This window comes from Acetobacterium carbinolicum, assembly GCF_047456275.1.
Lineage (GTDB): Bacteria > Bacillota > Clostridia > Eubacteriales > Eubacteriaceae > Acetobacterium > Acetobacterium carbinolicum.
The window spans coordinates 3,143,505-3,163,925 of record NZ_CP173357.1; the positions used below are offsets into that span (position 1 = coordinate 3,143,505).

18 protein-coding genes and 1 pseudogene are annotated in these 20,421 nt (G+C 41.5%); 1 reads left to right on the forward strand and 18 read right to left on the reverse strand.

All coding sequences use genetic code 11. From position 1 onward, the window contains the following. The first annotated feature begins 22 nt into the window (after positions 1 to 22). On the forward strand, positions 23 to 886 hold the full coding sequence (locus tag ACIZ62_RS14655) for a 4Fe-4S binding protein (protein ID WP_414150476.1): 864 nt from the start codon (positions 23 to 25) through the stop codon (positions 884 to 886). Positions 887 to 1,153: 267 nt separating this feature from the next. Here ACIZ62_RS14655 and ACIZ62_RS14660 read toward each other — a convergent pair whose 3' ends face one another. From ACIZ62_RS14660 to ACIZ62_RS14745, 18 genes and pseudogenes are all read right to left on the reverse strand, one after another. Then, positions 1,154 to 1,774 carry an ABC-2 transporter permease gene (locus ACIZ62_RS14660; RefSeq protein WP_414150477.1) on the reverse strand — a complete coding sequence of 207 codons (621 nt, stop codon included), beginning with the start codon at positions 1,772 to 1,774 and terminating at the stop codon, positions 1,154 to 1,156. Then, positions 1,774 to 2,631, reverse strand: coding sequence for an ABC transporter ATP-binding protein (locus tag ACIZ62_RS14665; protein WP_414150478.1), 858 nt, complete (start codon positions 2,629 to 2,631; stop codon positions 1,774 to 1,776). The genes ACIZ62_RS14660 and ACIZ62_RS14665 overlap by 1 nt, the downstream gene beginning before the upstream one ends. Before the next feature lies 1 nt (position 2,632). Next, positions 2,633 to 3,007: a GntR family transcriptional regulator gene (locus tag ACIZ62_RS14670; protein ID WP_111889214.1), complete on the reverse strand. Its 375-nt coding sequence runs from the start codon at positions 3,005 to 3,007 to the stop codon at positions 2,633 to 2,635. Positions 3,008 to 3,280: 273 nt separating this feature from the next. After that, on the reverse strand, positions 3,281 to 3,961 hold the full coding sequence (locus tag ACIZ62_RS14675) for a M48 family metallopeptidase (protein ID WP_414150479.1): 681 nt from the start codon (positions 3,959 to 3,961) through the stop codon (positions 3,281 to 3,283). Positions 3,962 to 3,988: 27 nt separating this feature from the next. Continuing rightward, on the reverse strand, positions 3,989 to 7,501 hold the full coding sequence (locus tag ACIZ62_RS14680; RefSeq protein WP_414150480.1) for an AAA family ATPase: 3,513 nt from the start codon (positions 7,499 to 7,501) through the stop codon (positions 3,989 to 3,991). Beyond that, on the reverse strand, positions 7,498 to 8,718 hold the full coding sequence (locus tag ACIZ62_RS14685) for an exonuclease SbcCD subunit D (RefSeq protein WP_414150481.1): 1,221 nt from the start codon (positions 8,716 to 8,718) through the stop codon (positions 7,498 to 7,500). Before ACIZ62_RS14685 ends, ACIZ62_RS14680 begins: the two co-directional genes overlap by 4 nt. Before the next feature lie 165 nt (positions 8,719 to 8,883). Next, entirely contained in the window at positions 8,884 to 9,333 is a 450-nt protein-coding gene (locus tag ACIZ62_RS14690) for a hypothetical protein (RefSeq protein ID WP_414150482.1), read from the reverse strand. Positions 9,334 to 9,396: 63 nt separating this feature from the next. Further along, on the reverse strand, positions 9,397 to 9,816 hold the full coding sequence (locus ACIZ62_RS14695) for a hypothetical protein (protein ID WP_414150483.1): 420 nt from the start codon (positions 9,814 to 9,816) through the stop codon (positions 9,397 to 9,399). A 33-nt stretch (positions 9,817 to 9,849) separates the two neighbouring features. Beyond that, positions 9,850 to 10,449: a hypothetical protein gene (locus ACIZ62_RS14700; protein ID WP_414150484.1), complete on the reverse strand. Its 600-nt coding sequence runs from the start codon at positions 10,447 to 10,449 to the stop codon at positions 9,850 to 9,852. Between the two features lie 537 nt (positions 10,450 to 10,986). Beyond that, positions 10,987 to 12,367 (reverse strand): annotated as a pseudogene (locus ACIZ62_RS14705) (transposase). Positions 12,368 to 12,716: 349 nt separating this feature from the next. Beyond that, positions 12,717 to 13,265: a hypothetical protein gene (locus tag ACIZ62_RS14710; RefSeq protein WP_414150485.1), complete on the reverse strand. Its 549-nt coding sequence runs from the start codon at positions 13,263 to 13,265 to the stop codon at positions 12,717 to 12,719. A 73-nt stretch (positions 13,266 to 13,338) separates the two neighbouring features. Further along, complete coding sequence (locus tag ACIZ62_RS14715; protein ID WP_414150486.1) at positions 13,339 to 14,091, reverse strand: ABC transporter ATP-binding protein; 753 nt, start codon at positions 14,089 to 14,091, stop codon at positions 13,339 to 13,341. Positions 14,092 to 14,097: 6 nt separating this feature from the next. Next, positions 14,098 to 15,801: a hypothetical protein gene (locus ACIZ62_RS14720; RefSeq protein ID WP_414150487.1), complete on the reverse strand. Its 1,704-nt coding sequence runs from the start codon at positions 15,799 to 15,801 to the stop codon at positions 14,098 to 14,100. 245 nt (positions 15,802 to 16,046) lie between these two features. Further along, complete coding sequence (locus ACIZ62_RS14725; protein ID WP_414150488.1) at positions 16,047 to 16,586, reverse strand: hypothetical protein; 540 nt, start codon at positions 16,584 to 16,586, stop codon at positions 16,047 to 16,049. A gap of 90 nt (positions 16,587 to 16,676) precedes the next feature. After that, positions 16,677 to 16,973: a hypothetical protein gene (locus ACIZ62_RS14730; protein WP_414150489.1), complete on the reverse strand. Its 297-nt coding sequence runs from the start codon at positions 16,971 to 16,973 to the stop codon at positions 16,677 to 16,679. 60 nt (positions 16,974 to 17,033) lie between these two features. Then, on the reverse strand, positions 17,034 to 18,275 hold the full coding sequence (locus ACIZ62_RS14735; RefSeq protein ID WP_414150490.1) for a hypothetical protein: 1,242 nt from the start codon (positions 18,273 to 18,275) through the stop codon (positions 17,034 to 17,036). 12 nt (positions 18,276 to 18,287) lie between these two features. Further along, complete coding sequence (locus ACIZ62_RS14740) at positions 18,288 to 19,526, reverse strand: ABC transporter permease (protein ID WP_414150491.1); 1,239 nt, start codon at positions 19,524 to 19,526, stop codon at positions 18,288 to 18,290. After that, a complete protein-coding gene (locus ACIZ62_RS14745) occupies positions 19,523 to 20,413 on the reverse strand; it encodes an ABC transporter ATP-binding protein (protein WP_414150492.1) in 891 nt (296 codons plus the stop codon). The genes ACIZ62_RS14740 and ACIZ62_RS14745 overlap by 4 nt, the downstream gene beginning before the upstream one ends. Positions 20,414 to 20,421 lie beyond the last annotated feature (8 nt).

The following is a 20,421-nucleotide window of genomic DNA, read 5'->3' on the forward strand; positions in this document are numbered from 1 at the left end:
TTAAACGAAAGCAGGTAACCGCGTGATCACACAAAATGAAATTGCAGCATTGAAAGCCCGGGGAATCTTAGCCCAGCAACAGGAGGGTTATTTTTCGATCCGGATTTTAAGTCGGGCCGGAAATTTCACCTCCGCAGAATTCCAGACTCTGGCGGAAATCGCCAAGAAATATGGTCGGGGTTATCTGGGTGAAACCACTCGATTGGCCATTGAAATACCTTGGATCGCTTATTCTGATATTGAAGCGGTTAAATCAGCTCTCACCGCCGGAGGATTGGTTTACGGTGGCACCGGTAAGAAAATTCGGCCCCTGGTCGCCTGTAAGGGTACGGTTTGTCAACATGGTCTTTATGACACCCAAAAGCTGTGCAGCGTTTGTCATGACCAATTCTTCGGTCGGGATCTTCACGCCAAAACTAAAATCACCTTTGTGGGCTGCCCCAATAATTGTGCCAAAGCGAACACCAATGACATCGGTCTCGTCGGACAATCCTATGTTCAATTTGACTGGAATGCCTGTATAAACTGTGGCAAATGCACCAAGGTCTGTCGCGCTCAATCGCTAACGATGCTCAATCAAAAGCTCCTCTGGAACGAACGAAAATGCGTCAATTGTGGCAAATGCGCTCAGGTTTGCACCACCGGCGCGATCACCGAAGAGGTTCGCGGCATTGCCGTTTATCTGGGTGGCCGGATGGGTCGGGGTTACCGCTTCGGTGACCGTTTAACGGACCTTTATGCAGCCGAAGAGGTTCCTAATCTGATTGAAAAAATTCTGGAAACCTATCTTGAACTGGGTAAGGACGGTGAACGAATCGCTGCTGTTCTCGACCGCATCGGGATCAACGCCTTCGAAGATTTTTTGCAGGAGCGCCTGGGCGAGTAGCTGCCAACTTTTAACAAGCTGGTACCAAGCGAACACTATAAAGAGGGCTGATTTTTCAACCCCCTTGAGGTTGTCGACAAACTATCGTACCGACCAATTGTTAATCTGTTGTTCGCTGCAGAATCGGACAGGCGATGCCGTGTCCGCTCTGATGCATACAACATGATTTAACAATTGTCGGTACTGGGTTATCTTTTTTGACAGTCAGAGAGGGCTGATTTCTTAGCCCTCTTATTATTACCATTCCGTATATTTTGCCGAATTTTTCTAAAATTCTTTGTTACTATAAATCCGTAACGAAATAAGATAGGAACCGAACACCATTATGACGGTAAAACCAAGCAACAAAAAGAAATAAATCAATGGATTGATCGCTTCTGGTAGCGGGATCTGCATCTGTGTCAACAACAGAATCAGGCCGGTGAGAATTAAGGCACTTAAAATCAGCATCAGTCGGGCTTTTTCGGCGCCAAACTGGTAAATCAGCGGAACTATCAATGAACCATAACAAAAAGCAACTAAATAGAGCACCCCGATAATGACCAGAATTTCCATCGAAAAGCTTTGTCTCATGATCATGTTTCCAACGATACCGACAATCAGTGCTAAGACTGCCCCCAGGGTGTTTAAGAGCGCCATCACCAGGTATTTACTGAGCACCATTTCTTTTCGGGTCACTGGCATGGTCAAGGCGTAGGCATCCCACTTAGCCAGATCGTCATAACTAATCGTGGTCACCACCATCATCGCAAACATCAGGATAATCATACCAAAGATAAAACCATTTCCCTGGGGTATGTAAATAACTGCAAAAAGGGTAATCATTAATCCCAGCATTTTAAATGTACTTTTTAAATTAATCAGATCTTTTAAAATGAGTCCCTTCATTATTTTTCCCCCCTTACATAAAATAGCATCATTTCTTCAATGGTTACCCCATCCACAACGGTCTCGGGATATTTCTTTTTAATGGCAACCTTATCGTTAACCAGTACCTCAAAGCTGAACTGGTTTTTGCGATAGCGGATATACTCGTTTTTTTCGAGCCTTCGAAAATCTTCTTCTCCGCATTTAAGAACCCCCATTTTAGACAGCAGGGTCTCTTTTTCCTCATCCAATAATATTTCACCCTGATGGATAAAGACAATATAATCGGCGATCTTATCGAGATCACTGGTGATGTGAGAGGATATCAAAATGGCATGTTTTTCATCCTGGATAAACTCCATAAAGACGTCCAAAATTTCCTCCCGGACAATCGGGTCCAGTCCACTGGTGGCTTCGTCTAAAATCAATAGCTCCGGTTCGTGGGATAGTGCCACCGCAATCTGCAGCTTCATTTTCATCCCCCGGGAAAATTCCTTGATAATCTTATTTTCTGGAAGATTGAATTTTTTCAGGTAGTTCTGAAATAATTGCACATTCCAATTTTTGTAAATACTGGCCAGCATCTTAGAGATATCACCAGTCTTTAAATTATCGTGGAAGTTACACCCATCCATCACAACACCGAGGGATTCTTTGATTTTTTTCTCATCTTTTAAGGCGTCCATTCCCAGCATTTCAATGGTTCCCCCATCCCGCCTGACCAGATTAAGCATGGCTTTAATGGTTGTCGTTTTGCCGGCCCCATTCTCACCAATAAAGCCGACAATGCTGCCTCTGGGCACCTTAAAGCTGACATCTTTTAGCTTAAAATCTTGATAATTTTTATTTAAATTTTTAATTTCGATAGCATTCGTCATGTTATTCTCCCTTATACAATAGTTCTAACAGCTCACTGAGTTCCTCCCAGGAAATATCACTGCTTCTGGCAATATCGACCGCTTTCTGCAGCAGCTCTTCGACCAGTCTTAGTTGCTCTTCCCGGATAAACGACAAATTCTGGTTGGCGACAAAACTGCCCTTACCAGTGACGGTTTCAATAAACCCATCCCGCTCCAGATCCGAATAGGCGCGCTTGGTGGTAATCACGCTAATCCGCAGCTCCTTGGCCAGAAAACGCATACTTGGCAAGGCGTCCCCGGGACTCAGCTCACCGCTGATAATCATCTTCTTGATCTGCATAGCAATTTGCTCATAAATCGGTTTGTCGCTGGAATTGCTGATGGCGATGTTCAACAAGTCACCTCATTTCTTATGGTATAGTGTATATATACTATATTCACACTATAACCATTTCCGTACTGCCTGTCAAGTTTTTTTGAAAAAAAATAAGCGGGGGGGTCTCCCACTTGCATCTGTTAGATCATTAACCGAGTACCAACTATTGTTATATCTGATTGTATGCGTTGGGGCGAACAGGTGATGGCCTGTCCGATCCCGCAGCATACAAGGGATTAATAATTGCTCGGTACGGCACTCTAAATTCAGCCCTAATCTCGGCACTCCGGCTTATTCCCAGCTCTGGACACTTAATTTTTTCTGAAGTTTTTTAAGCTTTTCCCGTTCCACTTTGTAATTGGGGAGTACTTGTTCAACAATTTTCCAAAAGTGAGAAGAATGGTTCATTTCAATGAGATGGGCCAGCTCATGAACGACCACATAACGAATGGTGGTTTCTTCAGCCATCACCAGATACCAGGAAAAATTAAGATTGCCGGCACTGGAGCAGGAACCCCACCGGGTTCGGGCACCATTTATTTTGACGGCCTTGGGTTTTAGTCCCATATGTTTTCCCAGATCTTCCACCATCGTGCTGAGCACCTTTTTTGCCAGCGTTCGGTAGATACCCACCAGACTGGTTTTTAATTCCTCGGCCGACATCTGAGCGTAAGCGTAGAAACACTGGCCATCATAGCCATAGGTTGGTTTTTCGACCGGCACCAGGGAGAATTCGCGGCCCAGAAAAAGCAGCTTGGTACCAAAGCACAGCTTGAAATTCGCCCGTTCTTCTACCTGTCGTGCCACTGCCCCATAATGGGTGTTAATCCAGTGTTGATGCTGGTTCACAAAATCCGCAATGACTTTTTTAGGCGTTCCGTTGGGAACCCGAACCTCAATTTCGGCATTTTTGGTAATATAGAGGCCCATGGTTTTTCGTTTTGAATGTTTGATCGTATAATTCTTTGTCATCTTCGTCCTATTAGTTTTCAATCCGTTTTATTTTTCAATCCGCACCTTACTGCCGCCGACACCGGCCTCACCGGGGGTAATCAGCAGTTTGACCGGCATCCGGTTCTTGATCGATTCCACATGGCTGATGATCCCCACCTTCAGGCGGTCGTTATGGAGCATTTCGATGGAGTTCATCACCACCTCCAGGGCATCTTCATGGAGGGAGCCAAAGCCCTCATCGAGGAAGAAAAATTCCAGTGGTGCCCGTCCTTTTAACTGTATTTCAGCGGAAAGCGCCAGCGCTAATGATAAGGAAGCCAGAAAGGTTTCCCCGCCTGATAATGTTGAAGCATCCCGGGCAGCCCCGCCGTTTTTGTAGTCCCGGATAATGAATTTCCCCTCATCATCGGCTTCCAGTCCGTAATTGCCGTTACTGATCTCGGTAAGCCGTTTCGATGCTTCAATGGAGATGTACTTAAGCCGGGAAACGGCGACAAATTCGACAAAGCGCTTGCCGGAAAACAGTTTTTCCAGATCGGCAATTAGTGCCAGCCGGTGATCCACTTTTTCCTTTTCGACTAAATAGCTTGCCAGCTCCGCCAGGCGTTTTTCTAAATCGTCAATGCTGGTTTTTAACCGGATTTCCAGGCCCTTCTGCTGTTCAATGCTTTCTTCTAACAATTGATGGGAGGTAACAATCTCATCATAAGCCGAGGTGGTCATCGCTCTGCCATCAATTTTTTTGTTCAGATCTTCCAGCTTGCCACTTAATTTAGTCCGGTTCTGATAATAACCCTCAATATCCGCTGCCAGATTTTTAATGCTATCCTCCGCAATGCAAGCATTTTGAGCAGTGATCAGATCTTTAAAGCCCAGGGTATTTAACTGCTTTTTCAGGGCTGTTTCAGTCGTCTCAAATTGGCTTTGCAGGGTCTTAAGATTGGCTTTTTTAATGGTCACCGTTTCCTGGGTTTTGCCATACTCTTCCCGGGCCGATTCCAGTTTTTTCTTCGCCGTGGCCCAGGCATTTTCAATCCATTTGATGTTACCGATAAATTTATCTTTTAATTCACCCAGCTCTTTCAGCTCATAATCTTTTCCCAGTTTTTCCTCAATGGCGGTTCTTTTTTCTTTAAACTGCCTGGCCTTTTCACCAATGAGCAGCAAGAATTCCTGCACCTGGCGGTTAATGTCATGAATGGTTTCGCTGAGTTTCTCCAACTGCTGCTGATGGGCAGCAAGCCCTTTTTCCAGCTTTTCAAGGCTATCCATTAATTCGCCCCGCCGCGCATCCCTCTTTTTAATGGTTTCATTAGCGGCATCAAAATCAAAGGCTTTTGGCACCGTTAGCTTTATTCTTAATTTGGCCCCTTCTGTCGTCAGCTCACTAAATGCTGTTTCCCTCTTCTTTTTAAGTTCTTTCACTTCCCGGGTCTGAATAAGCAGGGCTTGCTTGCTTGCCGTTTTTTCTTTGAGATCCCCTTCCAGCTTTAATAATTGGTTTTTTGCTTCATGATTCCGACTTTCCAGTTTTTTTAGCAACACTTCCCAGGTTTCCAGATTCATAATTAGCTCAGTATTAGCGATCTCCAGCAACTCCGGTTGCCCCTCAGGAATGGCTTCCCCAAGACTGATGATTTCTGTTTTTAGATTCTTCTGATTTTCAACCAGGATGGTAAAGCTTCCGGTTAATTGGGCAATTTCCGCGGTCAGTTCGGCCAATTCCTTTTGCTGCTGCAAATAGGTATTATTGATGACCTCCACCCGGATTGCATCATCCGATTCTTCCAGATCCGCCGTCAGAGGATGTTCGATTGAACCGCAAACCGGACAGGGTTCTCCGGCACTGAGCTGTTCTCTGAGTTTATGCCCCATATTTTTATTTTCCAACCGCATCAGTTGTTTTTCTACTGCTGCCATTTTTTCTTTTAACAGCTTTTCAGTCGATTTTTTCGACTCAATGGACTGAACCAGGGTGTCAATCTGCTTTTCCAGTGCCGCAAGGCTCTCTTTGCTCTCCCTTTGTTTGAGAAAACGGTTTTTGCTGCTAATGATCGCTTCTTTTTGCTTGCCGATACTGTCCCAGGTAGCCGGTCGATTTTTTTCATGGGTATTAAGTTCCTGTTCGATAGCTGACTGTTCGCTTGCTAAAAACTGTCTTTGTTCTTCAAGGTTTTTCCCGCTTTCGAGCAGTTTATCGATTTCGCTTTGGTTTTTTAACAAACGCTTTTCATCATTTTCGATTTCGTTTTTCAGCCGCGCAATTTCTTTGGTGATATCAATCCCCCGGCTGATTTTTTCGCGATGATCCGGTTCGATCCGACACTTTCTTTCCTCTAGACGCTGCTCATTAAGCTGCTTTTTTACCTTTTCCATTTTCTGAATCAGTCGTGCTTTTTCATTTTCCAGGCTGATCTTCTGATGATTTTTCGCATCCATTTTTTTATTCAGATCATGGATTTCCGTTTCCAGAGCCAACTGGGCTTCTTTCCAGATAATGGCATCGGCCACCTTTTCCAACTTGCTCTGAAATTTAAAGAGATTTTCGCTTTTGTACGCGTCGGTTTGACTAAAGCTCTTTTCACAATCTTCTTTTTCCAACAGCAGTAGTGCCAGTTTGTCTTCACTGCCAAGCAGACTGCTTCCGCTTTCTTGAACCTGGTTTTTGAGGGTTTTAAACGCTTCCAGAAAAGGTCGCACTTCCAGGGCCTTTTTCCCCAGCGCCAGCTGCTGTTCTTTTTCGGTGATTTCTATTTGCTTTGTTTCAAGATTTCGGACTTCGTCTTTGACGTTCTTCTGCTCAGTGAGCAAACCCATTAAAACCTTGGCTTCAGATAATTGGGTACTCAGCTTATCAAACCGTTGCTGGTTTTCTTTGAGCTGCTGATGGTTTTGCTCGTAGCTGCTCTTCTTTTCGGCCAGCACTTCTGGTGTAACGCCTTCATAGGTCTTCATGCTGCCGACGATCTGGTTGAGCTTTTCAACCTCATTGATTCTTTCTGTTTTCAGACGGTTGGAGAGATCATCCCCATATTTGGATAGGTTAAAAAGCCGCTCCAACATATCCCGCCGGGGCTTTCCTTCCAGCTTTAAGAAATCGCTGAATTTTCCCTGTGGCAGCACCACGGTCCGGGTGAAATCGGTGAGACCCAAACCAATGATTTCCTCACAGGCATTAGTCACCTCAGTGGTTTTGTCCGCCAGCACCAATGCCCCTTCGGGTCTTAATTCCAGCAGCTGGCATTTCCCCTGATTGATGCCCTCATTTTTATTGCGCTTAAACTCGCGGCTGACCTGATAGGTTTTCTCCGCAGCGCCGGCGATGACAAACTCATACACTACGCTGCCCTTCTCGTCGTTGACATTGATGTAATTACTGCTGTTTCGGGACAGTTTGCCGTAAAGCGCCAGAGTAATCCCATCCAGAATGGTGGATTTCCCGCTGCCGGTGGGCCCGAAAATACCAAAAATTCCGGCCTGGGTCAGGGCCTCAAAATCAATCAGCTGTTCTTCCTGAAAACTGTTAATCCCTTTAATTTTTAGTCGGATTGGTCTCATTGTTTTTCCTCCTCAGCAACCAGTGAAAGCAGCAGTTCCAGGACCTCATCATCGGCTTCAGTGCCCCTTTCACGGCGGTAAAATTCTTTAAACACATCCCCAAAGGACTTTTCTGTCAGCGCTTCCAGGCTGGCCTCGGTTTCTAAGGTGGTCAGCCGGGGGATCACCTCCAGAATATCATCCTTATGAGCCTTCATTTTTTTGATTTCATCTTCCCGGATATAGTGATCGGTCTCAATTTCCAGATAAACCCAGCAGGATCGCTCCCCATTAGCTTCGCATCTGGCAATGGCGTCATCGACATTCTCGCATTTCCAGACCTCGATGGGCTTATAAACTTTTAGTTCAATTTCGCGAATCTCATTTTTAATAGTGGCACCCGCTTCTACAATAATTTCCACCACCATGCATTTTTTTCCATAGGCAATTTCCCGGCGGTTAAAATGAATCGGCGAACCAGCATAGCGCCCCCGGCCATTGGTGCCGGGAATAACCTGCGGTTTATGAATATGTCCCAAGGCGATGTAATGGGCTTTTTCGGGAAAGCACTGGCCATCGACAATATAGGTGCCACCAAGCTGAATCGTCCGCTCTGATCCGGCTTCCTCGCTGCCCATGGCAAAGATATGGGTGGTCACCAGATTAATGGTATCGTCTCTGAAATGAGACTCCAATTGCGAAAAATAGGTTCGGATCCGGTCACTGTAGGATTTTTGATTTTCATCGTCGGCGATGGTCAGATCATATAAAACCTCATTGAGCCGTTTCTCACTGGGATAAGGCAGCAGCAGTATCACAGCCCGTTCGCCGTTGATTTCAATCTCCACATAACCTTCCCCGGATTCCACCACCTGATGTTTGCCATACACCCCGGTTGGAATGATGGTCTTTGGCACCCCGGCCATCAGAATACCGTGATCCCGGGCCAGCGGTCCCGGCGCTTCAAGGCGCTGGGGATTGTCGTGATTGCCGGCAATCACCAGAATCAGCCGTTTCCCACCGTCGGATAATTGCTTTAGGGTCTCATAAAACAATTCCTCAGCTCTGGCCGGTGGGTTATAGCTATCATAAACATCTCCAGCAATGATCAGTAGATCTATTTTTTCTTCCCTGACTATTTTAACAAAGTCCGCCAGAAAGCAGGCCTGCTCATCCATCCGGCTGTGACCTTCAATATTTTTTCCTAAATGCCAATCGGCGGTATGTAATATTCTCATTTGTGCGACCTCACTCATATCCGTTTTGTTTATTATCCCACAGTCGCTTTTTTTTGTATAGACTAAAAAAACTCCGGCAAATGCCAAAGCCAGAGCGTATTGTATGCTTGTATAATTTTTTATTTTTCCTTTGAACAATGTGGATTCTATTTAGGCGAATCCAAGTTAGTCATTTGCACTTTCTTTTGAAGCAAGTAAGCCTTTTGTCAAACAAAATCCAGCAAGGGTTGGGATGAGATAAACGGCTGGTGCACTCCTAATCAAAACCGGATTAACATTTATATATGTAAATAGAACAAATGCTGGTGTATACGGCATATAATATAAAAATCCAACAATAAATGCTATAGTCATAAACGATCCATTTATCTTAATTTTAAGTGCTGCTGGTTTTCTGGTCAATAATTCTAACAACATTCCAAACATCATGCTAATCAGAGGCATCGTAACATTCGTAAAGAAAAAGCCATCACCGATAAAAAATGGCAAGGTTGAATTAAAGTTTGAATCTATAGGACTGTTCTTATACAAAAAACTCATCTTGGCAATAATATTAATATACAACATTATTAATGGTATAATAAAGTATGGGTAGATTTTTTTTAATATATTCAAAATAAGCACCTTTCTTTTTATGTAATCTCTTTATTATTCTATTGTTTGTATTGATACATTGCATTAAGAAGATGTTTCGTTTGAAAACAAACCTTCAAACATAAAAAATCCGGATAAAATCGGAATGAGGCACATCAATTGAATCATATATTTCCCACTATAAATCGTTGGTATTGGAACAAGAATACAAAAATTTATCATATAATATATCGCTGCGCACATAATTGCAATAGCAAGATAAATGATGTCAACTTTGAATCTCAACTTTTTTCTCTCACTCAGAAAATGTAGCAGAAAACCAAGCACAAACCATTTAAAAAAGCCAATCAGTATCATCCCCCTATAGCGACTAAAATAAAAAATGGTGCTCAGCGGTTCCTTCGTAATAAAGCTGTTTTGAATGGTTATAACCCAAAAATCCATCAGTATAAAAAACAGCAGATACCCGATCATTAGACCAATTTTCAATATTTTTTTATTCATATTATCATTCTCCTCTGACTAAATAGTACCATACTAGTCATCTTTGAATGAGTTAATAAAATTATTGACTTGAGCGACTTCAGAAAAATTTGCTGTACTATCTTCGCTTTTAATTTCAGCATAGCAGCTAACTTTATAACCAAGCGCAAATATCAAAAGTGCTGTGTCATCCTGGTATTTTATATTCTCTTTTTTGTCACCTTGCCAAGTAAGATTCGTCTTTTTTAAAAACTTATTTACATCCGTACGAGGTGGAAGGAGATATAATCGATCCCACCCATGTTTTCCTGTAACAATTGCCATATCCGAAAAATTTCCATTCGCATTTTTTAATGATGTTCGAATTTCATAGGTAATATCTGTAGCGCGATCTGAAAATGGTTCGAAACGATCCATTCCATACGAACGTGCACCGATCAGCATCAAAAGCACTGCACATATGGTGTACACAACTTTTTCGATTCTTTTTTTTGATTGCTTAAAAAAGATATTTAGGATGATTAATATCCCCAGAAGAACAAAACCGATCTGCATGCTTAAACTATTACCTGATATCAGGTAATAATTTAATAAACCGATAATCAGCACACTAACCGTTACTTTAAATACTAGCCATATCGTTTCCTTTGTCATTCCATACCACCTCTAATTACAATACATTTTAAGTTAAAACAATGAATCGATAAGTACCCGTACTAGCCCATCAAGATAAAATTGAAAGCAAAAATTTCTTTGATGTTGGCAAAATATAAAACGCCAAAATAACTTACCCCATAAAATAGCATCAGTAATAAAATATTAGCTGCCAAGATAACTTTCGTCATTCTTAGTATTCGAATTTTTTTAAAGCGCTCGTACAAACTGGCCAGTAATATTCCTGTTGAAATGTAAAGAAATAAGTCAAACAAAACGCGATACCATAATAAATTTAGGTAATTGCGAAATGAAAAAGATTTAGAGCACAGAGAATTCGGCGGTAAGAAACAGACAGACTTCATGAAGTCAGAAGGGAAACGAACAACAAAGCGAAGAAAATGTTGCAGAAGATGAGAAAAAAAGCGCAAAAACAAAAGCTGGGCAAAGAAGATAAAAAGTCCAACTAGGCAACGAGTGGTTTAAGACTGCGTAAGTACTGATGCTGATGAATCGTATCGGAAAGAATTGCAGTAATCAGCTGGGTAATTCCGGCCAATAGCAAATCGGCGTGAAGTGTCTTGGCATTTTGAGTTTTACGGTTGGCAAGACAGAAACTGTCTTTGAAGTGATTAATGGATTGTTCAACGACGCCCCGGATCTTATAGATTCGAGCCCATTCGAGTGTCCCACGAAGGGTTCCGGGGTAGGCCCGGAGATTTTTTTCAGGGTAGACGTAAAACATCCGACCACAGGAAGACGAAGTGCAAGGATTTTCACAGAAACACTGACGTTTGGCTTTCCCGGCTTCCTGTTTGATCCATTTTGTTTTGGGACAGGTGAATTTAAACCGAATCAGGCCGTTCTTTCGTTTGGCCCGCCCTTCGGATTTCATGGGAAGAGAAGGATCGTTTGGACAACAGGGAATCCCATCTGCATTAACCGGACAATCCGGATAGGAAAGTTTACCACGCTGATTCAATGGAATGAAAGCTTTTTCAAATTTCAGCTCCCCAAGGAGGGACTGATAAATCGCTGAACTGTCAAACGCAGCATCACCAATGAAAAGTTTGGGGACAATCAGCGGGTGCTTTTTAAAGAAGTCTGTAAGAACCGGAATCAGGGCTTTAGTATCATGAAGCGATTTGTCCTCATCGGGAGAATCTGATTTTTTCTCGACAGAAATCTCCGGATGATCAGCCAGAAAATTCGCATCATAGAAAGTGATATCCCGGACAATGCCAAGTCCATTGGTGATGATGCCGAATTTGTAGACGTAACAGAAATGTCCATTAATGTAGAGCTGTTTGATTTCCGGGTTGGATTTTGCGTGCGTGGGCATTGAACCGTAAGCAGCCTTATAGGGATCATAGGCGTCATCAAGCTGGTGAGATTTTTTAAATGCCTTGAGCTGCTTAATGATTTTATTGGCAAATTTTGGATTGTTTTCAGTGACGTAGGCTTCAATTCCTGAGGTATCAAAAATGGTCATCATCGCTTTCTCGGCATCAATTTTCTGGCAGATCGGTTCAGTTACATCAACAAGACGATGAAAGAGCGATTGTAAGTCCATCAGGTATGTTTTTTTGAAACGGGTTAGTTGCGATGCGTGGGGAACCCGGTTAAAACCACAGAAATCGCGGAGTTCTCTGGAAAACTTGAGAAAAGTAATCAGGAGTGTATCCGTGGGGATGGAAAAAATCCGCTGCAGGATCAGCGCCCAGAGAATCGAACAAAGTTCAAAATCTCGATATCGGCCATGAGCCGAATAGTAATGCTGATAAAATGAATGCGGAATCAACGCGTGAAGATTCAGATTCTCTTCCAGTAGTGAAAGAAAGTGATGTTTGTCATATTCAAAAAAATGAGTACAATCAGAATAAACTTCAGCCAAAGAAAGCTGTTTTTGTGATAAAATAGTCATGATATAACTCCTTTCAGGTTGATAGCTTTGTTTATAAGCAACTCAATTTTATCACAATCTGGTGAGGAGTTATATTTTTTTATGTTAAAAATATCCCGTAATTATGCGGGCTGTGGCGTTTTGCAAACGCCTATAATAAATTTAATTGAAGGTTTGTTGCCTGATATCTTATAAAATAGTCCCTAAAAATAGCAAGGCCTAAAATAATACAGGGCGTTATGGCAATTTTTATCATTGATTGGTAATGTGACAATTTCAGTTCCTCCTTCTACTTCCAGATCCGATTTTACTTCGTTAACTTTAAGGTTTAGAAATAATTTAATCGCTAGCTCGTAATCCTGCGTCACTCAATCCCAAATTGAAATTTCTGTAATTTTTGATAGTTGTAATCACTGAGCCTTAGTTTGAGCACGTCACCATTTTCTAAATGAAGCGATAAATAATAAATGTTAAAGGATTTTTCTCTCAGCTCATAGTCTTTGATATCTTTTATGTCCACCATTTTTGAGAAATGATAGATTAATTTATCATCAGACACATATGAAGTTGCTTTAAAGAGCAATAAATATAAGATAAATGCTAATTTACCATATACCGTAAAATCATGATCGTCTAAATTCGGATTCACATATACAATATCGGTTATGCTGATAAAGTATGATATTTTTCCGAGTTCCATTAATAAGAACGTCATTTTCTCAAAGTAACTAAATTTGCCTTCGTAGGGATATTTGAGAACGATTCTGAATTTAAAATTAACATAAGCCGATAGCACCAAAAATACGATAAACATTATTATATATGAATTATTATCGATCTGTGTTATTGTGAAAAGAGTTGTGATCATCAATATAATCAATAATCCCAAGTCTACATAATACTCTTTCTTCATGCTTTCCTCACTTGTCGCTCTAAATTTTAAATTATTTCCTGACTTGGCACTAAAAGCATCATAAAGTAATCACTCAAAATGCGTTAAGATGTTCAATCAGCATTTTAAAGAACTGATCCTTTTCCATATGATTAACAAGGCATCTTTCAATCAGACCATCTTTTAATAAAATTACCTCATCCGCAAAGCTGGCGATATAAGGATCATGGGTAACCAAAATTACTGTTTTTCGCAATTCCTGATTCATTTCTTTTAGACACCTCACCACTTCTTTTGATGATTGCGAGTCCAGATTTCCGGTTGGTTCATCAGCCAAAATTAACTTCGGGTTATTTGACAAAGCGCGACAAATGGAAGCCCGTTGCTGTTCTCCTCCCGATAATTCCCCCGGGTATTTATTCAAATGTTTTCTGATTCCAAAGCGCTGGGCATAATACAGCACACTTTCTTCAATTTCTTTCAGCTTTTTATGATCCAATAACATTGGCAGCATTATATTTTCTTTTATTGTCAGACTATCCATCAAATTATAGTCCTGAAAAACAAATCCAATTTGTTCACGGCGATACTGAGCCAGCTGATCATGACTTAATTTCGTCAATAATTTTCCCTTGTATAATATTTCGCCTTCGGTTGGCGTATCGAGACCACCAATTAATTTTAACAACGTCGTTTTTCCACAACCCGATTTTCCCATAATACTAATAAATGAACCGCTTTCAATCCTAAAATTCATCTTATCAATTGCCACCGTTTCGACTACAGTGCCTTTTGATATTTTTTTTCGATACTTTTTTTTAAGACTGCATATTTGCAAAAGATCCATCTTCACTCAACCACAACTCACATGCGAAACAAGCTGCCTTTCCAGGATTTTATAGAATGCCAATTCAATCAGAAAATAGCTAATTCCAAAGGCCATAAACAAACCACTGTTTTCTACAAAATCGACATTTTGAAATTTCATTTCAGCACAAAAGAAAAACCCACTCCATAGAAATGAAGTCACAATCGGCAAAAATATCAGCATAGCGGTCTCTTTTGTATATATTTTTTTTACTTCTTTGTCGGTCATTCCAAGCTGTTTTAGAAATCTTGCATCCGCTAAAAACTGATTCTTATCGGTAAAAAAGCGAAAATAAAGCGAACTGCCCAATTGAATCATCATAATCAAACCTAATAAGATAAAAATGAGGAACATCATTTGGTTTTCATTTTTAATTTGTTGAAGCAGATCTTGTTTATACACCGTGACCAATAAATTACTCTGGTCAAATGCAGCTTTGTCAAAATTTATCGGGATTTCCCCGAGAAAGAGTGTCGTTTTATTATTGGTATCAAAATATTTCTGTTGAAATTCTTCATCACTAAAAACAATAATATTGTTTAAATTTTTGTTTGATATTTTGCCGAAGATTATTTCTTGAAAATACTTCTGGATCTGATAATTGCTGCTACTCCCCGCTATCGTTAGGGCTCGCTTCATTGCCGTTGTCGCAGCGGCTGTCACACCATTTTGAACATCCTCTTGCTGCGATATTAAAATAATCTCATTTCCACCCAGTGCTTCCTCTTTACCCGTTAATTTGTAATAGGAATTAAGTGATATTCCCCAATAATGAGGCTCTCTATTGTCACTTGAGTCATATACTGGCAGGATTGGGATCGTCTCAAACGCTGTTATCCCAGATTCATTAATTATATTCTCATCCATCTTAAGTTCTGATATGGCGAAAATATCGTAAGGATAGCTTTCTTGCTCTTCAGCGTTGATTAAAGCTCCATATGAGGCTGTAATACTCCCCATTAAATAAAATATCAAAAAATTCAAACTAAATATTGTAAATAAGAGTTTTTTATTCTTGTTAAATTGATACATCATGCGATTAATGGTTAACAAATTTTGATAATACCATTTTTTGCTTTTTCTCATTTTTTTGAAAATAAACCGACTGCCTGAAAAAACAATTAAACAAGCACTCCCTACCAGAAGCATCATCGAAATGAGACTATTAAGCACACTGTAATAAAACCACAGGTTAACCAGAATCCCCATTACAATCAGACCTCCGATTAACAAGAAGGGTAAATCATAAGCCTTGTATGCTTCCCATTCTATCACGCTTTCAGAGCTTGCTTTATTGCCTGAGCGACTAAAATATCTACCGTTCCCAGCTATACAGATCCCGATTATTACAATAAATATGAAACTGCTATTAAGATAATTCCAAATTGAGACCAATAAAATCTCATTTTGAAAGCCTGCCTTACCAAGTAAATCAGCAATTCCCAGTACACAAAAACTTCCACCCAGAAGTCCAACCAGAATTGCCAGTAGACTTCCCATTGCAAATTCAACGCATAAGAGTAGATAAAGCATTTGCGGTCGAATACCTAAAATCGCTAGAAAATGATAATCTTTATTCCGGATCATCAAATAATTTCGCAAGTTCATATTGGTTGATACCAGCGTAATGATTATGACAATTACAACTGCAACATAAATAAAAGAAGCGAGGGAACTAACATGATCCATCTCGCTCACCTTGAAGGCAATTCGGGAAAAAAATGTCATCACAAAAAAAATAACGACCATGAGGCTCTGGTGGATGAAAAATAGCAAATAATCTTTTAGGCTACTGCGAAAATTCTTAAATAGTATTTTTAACAGCATGATTTCTCCATTAGTCTAAACAAAGACAAAGTCCGAAGGGTCGTATCAATCACCTTCCGGACGTAATTCTATATTAATTAGCAGCTACATCAAGCAGATTGGATCATTCAGTTATTCAATTGCAATTGAAGTTTATGACAATTAAAATCATTAAGGCCAAGCTTAAGCACTTCTTCGTTTTTCATATGGACAGCTAGAGAATATGTGTCTAAATATTTTTTCTTCATCTCGTATCTTTCAATATCCCGGATATCAATAACCCTTGAAAAATTGTAGATTAAATAACTATCATAGATATAAGCTGTATTGTGGAACATCGATAGATACCAGATAACGGGAATAAAACCGTAGATGATTAAATTATGCTGCTTATCTGAGTTCGCAATTGTAAGATTTAATAAGCCAATGATGTATAGCAGTTTCCCCAACAGAATTTCAAAATATCCCAAATAATTGCCAATACTTAGTTTACCTTCATACGGATATTTAAAGATAATTCTAAATCTCAGATTGATATATGAGAATATGACGGCAAAGCCAATCAAAATTATGATATACACCGGATTTTCAACTTGAAACAGTAAGTAAACAGATAATCCCAGGATAATGATCAATAATACTAAATCCAGATAATATTGTTTTTTCATTTTATCTCCATTCCGCCGCTATCGCTTGCGGCACAAATAATTATTAAAAATGATGTGCGATTTTTTCAAAACGATAACTTGTCGTCAATATCAAACGCCATCTTTCTTTTTTCTTACTATCAACACCAACTTGCGAAATGCTTTAGGCAAATAAAAAAGAATCAACCAGATTACACCTACATTTGCAATGAATTGCAATGGATTAATTCCCAATCCGGCAGGAAATACGGAAATATGCCTATGCAAAGTAATAAATGCATCAGGAAATCCGAAATAAAAAACGTGTTCAAAGTCTCCTTCTTTTATTGTTAACACCCCTGCAAACAAAGAAATTACCGTTGCAAGAATTAGCAATCTAACCCTATGGTTTTCTAGTAATTTTTTCATGCTTCACCTCGAAATATTTATAGTCCAGTTCTGAACACAGTCATAAGTATCGCTTTTTTCCTACTTCATCGACTCATGGTGAGTATAACTTCGTAGCGTCAGAAAAATCATAATCGGTATGAGTATCAACGAGGAAATGACGATCATCAGCGGAGCCCAAAAAGACCAGGGACCGAAGCGTAGAAATGTGGGCTCATGAGAAATCGTTGTGTACAAAAAACTATTAGTCATCGAAATCCCGCTTGAGGGCAGACAGTAGCGAATCCAATTGCCAAAGATCGACTCACTGTTATTATGAATAATCATTGGCAGAAACATCATGATAATCACAATCTCCACTGAAATTACAGGCATTTCTATATGCGATGACACAAAAAGTGCAAAAGCCGACACAGCGATGTTGGTCAAGAGACCTACAACGAGGCACAGCACAATGAACTGGCCGAAAGTAAGCGGTGCGATGGCGGCTGGCCATCGGATTTGTACTGATGCCTGAAGTGCATCAGCACCGAATGCGTTTAAAAACCTGCCACCCATGACACCCACACATATCAGAAAGAACAAAATCGCGATGGCAAGGGTTGCGACAATTCGCATCAATCCCAATCGTTTGGGACCGCATTTCATCGTACGCAGAATACTGTCCGAACCGGTGCGGTATTCTGCGGAGAATATAAGACTGGCAGTGATGGCTGATGCGATTGTCACAAGCATCATTGCCATTCCCATATTTTCTACACCGTTAGACCATGAAGTAACATCTGCAAAGTATAACGGCTTTTTTACGCGGTTCTCTAGTGCGTAGGCTTTTTCCATACTGATGCTATCGTCCTTAATGGATGCCTTGAGATTTCTATTGATCACTTCTTCTCGGATGTTATAATAATTCCCTACATCCTCAGCGCTATATGTTTCTGGAAAATAGGGATCGTCTTTTTTATAGGCCCACATAAGACCCGTGGAAACAAAGACGAGGGCTCGAATAGGCATGATCTTTTCCCGATAGATATCACTTGGAATACTCTTTGTATCTCCATATTCCTTGACAAAATCCATGTAGGTTTTTCTGGCAATTGTCAGTTTTTCCGGTGTCAGTAACCCTTCGATGGCGGTGGAAAAGGCTCGCTTTTTCTCAATCGCTTCCTCACCCGAAATGATGGGCTTCATGTCCTGGTCATAAATACACTCTCCACTGATGAGCATCTGGGTTAGTAACAGGGTTACGATCAGGACGATTAGGAAGGTGACTCTTGTCGTTTTTGATTTTAAGATGCGTCGGCATTCAAGAAAAAATAGTCTCATGTCTCCCCGTTCCTAATTCTGAAATTTGATATAGCTTCGTAAGGTAAAGATAATTAAGATGGGAATAAGCACGATCGGCGCAACAAGAACCACATTGGGCGACCAAATGGTCACGGTACCGATTTTCAATATATTGACATAAGCCATGATTTCATAATAGATCGTGCCCATCACACCGAGGCCTCCCGAGGGCAGGCAAAGTCGAATCCAATTGGCCATATCTCCCATTGAAATTAAGACAATGACGGTGGGTGCGAGAATCATCGCAACGGAGATAATCAATGAGACTACCGGCGTTTTGGTGCGTGAAGAGACAAGAAGCGAAAAGGCGGTAATGGCCAGAATCGTTAATAATCCACTCATAAGTAAGGCTTTTAATAAATCGCGAAAGGTCATCGGTGCGATGCACATGGGTTCCACGACCTGCACTGAGGCACGCAGCCCCTCGGTGCCACAAAAATACATAAAGATGGCCGTCATCAGCCCGATGCAAAAGAAGTAGCTGACAACGGCAAACAGCAGACTGGTGCCGATTTTTGACAGCCCGAGCGGCAGACGGCCTTTTTTCGTCGTTCGCTGAATGGCATCGGCATCGGTTTGATAATCGGAGGAAAAAACGGATGAAGTTACGAGCACAATGGCGAAAGCAAGAAGGAGGATAATGAATCCTATATTTTCAAGCGCATCATTCCACCCTAACGTGGATGCGTAATAAAACGGCGTTTGCAGCTTGGTATTAATCTCCATCACCGCGTTTATTTTCTCTGCGTCATGTGTATATTTATCACGGATAAAGTCCGGGAGGGCGGCGTCGCGAGCGATATAAAAATGGGTTAGCATCTCAGACGTTCGTTCCTTCGGCGGGATGGTCACGCCGGTTTCTGTCGATTTGTAGACCAGCCCCGGCACGTTGATGAAATCCCGAATGGGGCGTATTTTCTCCTGATAGATCTCCTCCGGCACGTTCTTCATATCCCCGTCGCCGTATTTATTTTCGATGACGACGTACAAATCATTCATCGCGATGAGTTTTTCGGGAGTCATCTCCCCTTCGTTGGGTGCCGCAATCGCCCGCGCATAATCGAGGGCTGCTGCACCTTTGTACAGTGTGTTGATATCGCGATCCGTGATTTTAATCCCGTTAATCATTGAAAAGGATAAAAATAGTGAAACGATGAGGGAAAAAGTCATAGCTCCAATGGCCATTCGCGATGTAAAAACCCGTTTGCATTCGAGTAGAAATAATCTCATGATAAGCCACCCCGACCTTCTGTGGTATCCCGAAAAATCCACAGATACAGATCTTCCAGCCGAGGATTTACGGATTTCGAGTTCTGCGTCATCGGTACGTCGGCGACGTAACGCACGGCAACACGTTCCTGATCGATATTTTTCATATTGACGACGCAGACCGTTTGCTCAAACCCCTCGTACATGCCCGAAGACACAACGCCCTCAAAGACTTTGCCTTGGATCTGTGTGACCAGATCATCTGTCTTGCCCATAGCGATGATGCGTCCATCCTTCATAATGGCATTTTGAGCGGCGATATATTCCACATCAGAGACGATGTGGGTGGAGATCATCACGATGCGCTCTTTGGAAAATTCCGAAAGGATGTTGCGAAAGTAGACGCGCTCGCCCGGGTCAAGGCCGCTCGTCGGCTCGTCGAGGACGAGGATCTCTGGATCATTCAACAGCGCTTGGGCAATGCCGACACGCCGCTGCATCCCGCCGGAGAGTTTTTTGATTTTCTTTTTGCGCACATCGCGCAACCCCATGATATCCAGAAATTGTTCGATTTTCCCCTTCGTCTCATGACGGTTAAGACCTTTCAGACATGCGATGTATTCCAAATAATCCTGTACGTTAAATTCGGGATAGAAGCCGAAGGTCTGTGGCAGGTAGCTGAAGCGCCCGCGATAAGCCTCACCAAGATTGATGATGTTGACGTTATTGTAACAGACCTCGCCGTCTGTGGGCTTTAGAATCCCGGCGATCATCCTCATGAGTGTCGTCTTGCCAGCACCGTTGGCGCCCAATAGTCCCCAAACGCCAGAGGAGATCTTCATCGAAACATGGTCAACCGCCCGCTTATTCCCATAGTCCTTCGTAATATTTCTTATTGTTAATTCCATTTTTTCTC

Coding starts and splice junctions, on each gene's coding strand:
- ACIZ62_RS14660 (WP_414150477.1), bottom strand. CDS start 1,774: ATGAAGGGACTCATTTTAAAAGATCTGATTAATTTAAAAAGTACATTT.
- ACIZ62_RS14665 (WP_414150478.1), bottom strand. CDS start 2,631: ATGACGAATGCTATCGAAATTAAAAATTTAAATAAAAATTATCAAGAT.
- ACIZ62_RS14675 (WP_414150479.1), bottom strand. CDS start 3,961: ATGACAAAGAATTATACGATCAAACATTCAAAACGAAAAACCATGGGC.
- ACIZ62_RS14680 (WP_414150480.1), bottom strand. CDS start 7,501: ATGAGACCAATCCGACTAAAAATTAAAGGGATTAACAGTTTTCAGGAA.
- ACIZ62_RS14685 (WP_414150481.1), bottom strand. CDS start 8,718: ATGAGAATATTACATACCGCCGATTGGCATTTAGGAAAAAATATTGAA.
- ACIZ62_RS14695 (WP_414150483.1), bottom strand. CDS start 9,816: ATGAATAAAAAAATATTGAAAATTGGTCTAATGATCGGGTATCTGCTG.
- ACIZ62_RS14700 (WP_414150484.1), bottom strand. CDS start 10,449: ATGACAAAGGAAACGATATGGCTAGTATTTAAAGTAACGGTTAGTGTG.
- ACIZ62_RS14710 (WP_414150485.1), bottom strand. CDS start 13,265: ATGAAGAAAGAGTATTATGTAGACTTGGGATTATTGATTATATTGATG.
- ACIZ62_RS14715 (WP_414150486.1), bottom strand. CDS start 14,091: ATGGATCTTTTGCAAATATGCAGTCTTAAAAAAAAGTATCGAAAAAAA.
- ACIZ62_RS14720 (WP_414150487.1), bottom strand. CDS start 15,801: ATGGATCATGTTAGTTCCCTCGCTTCTTTTATTTATGTTGCAGTTGTA.
- ACIZ62_RS14725 (WP_414150488.1), bottom strand. CDS start 16,586: ATGAAAAAACAATATTATCTGGATTTAGTATTATTGATCATTATCCTG.
- ACIZ62_RS14730 (WP_414150489.1), bottom strand. CDS start 16,973: ATGAAAAAATTACTAGAAAACCATAGGGTTAGATTGCTAATTCTTGCA.
- ACIZ62_RS14735 (WP_414150490.1), bottom strand. CDS start 18,275: ATGAGACTATTTTTTCTTGAATGCCGACGCATCTTAAAATCAAAAACG.
- ACIZ62_RS14740 (WP_414150491.1), bottom strand. CDS start 19,526: ATGAGATTATTTCTACTCGAATGCAAACGGGTTTTTACATCGCGAATG.
- ACIZ62_RS14745 (WP_414150492.1), bottom strand. CDS start 20,413: ATGGAATTAACAATAAGAAATATTACGAAGGACTATGGGAATAAGCGG.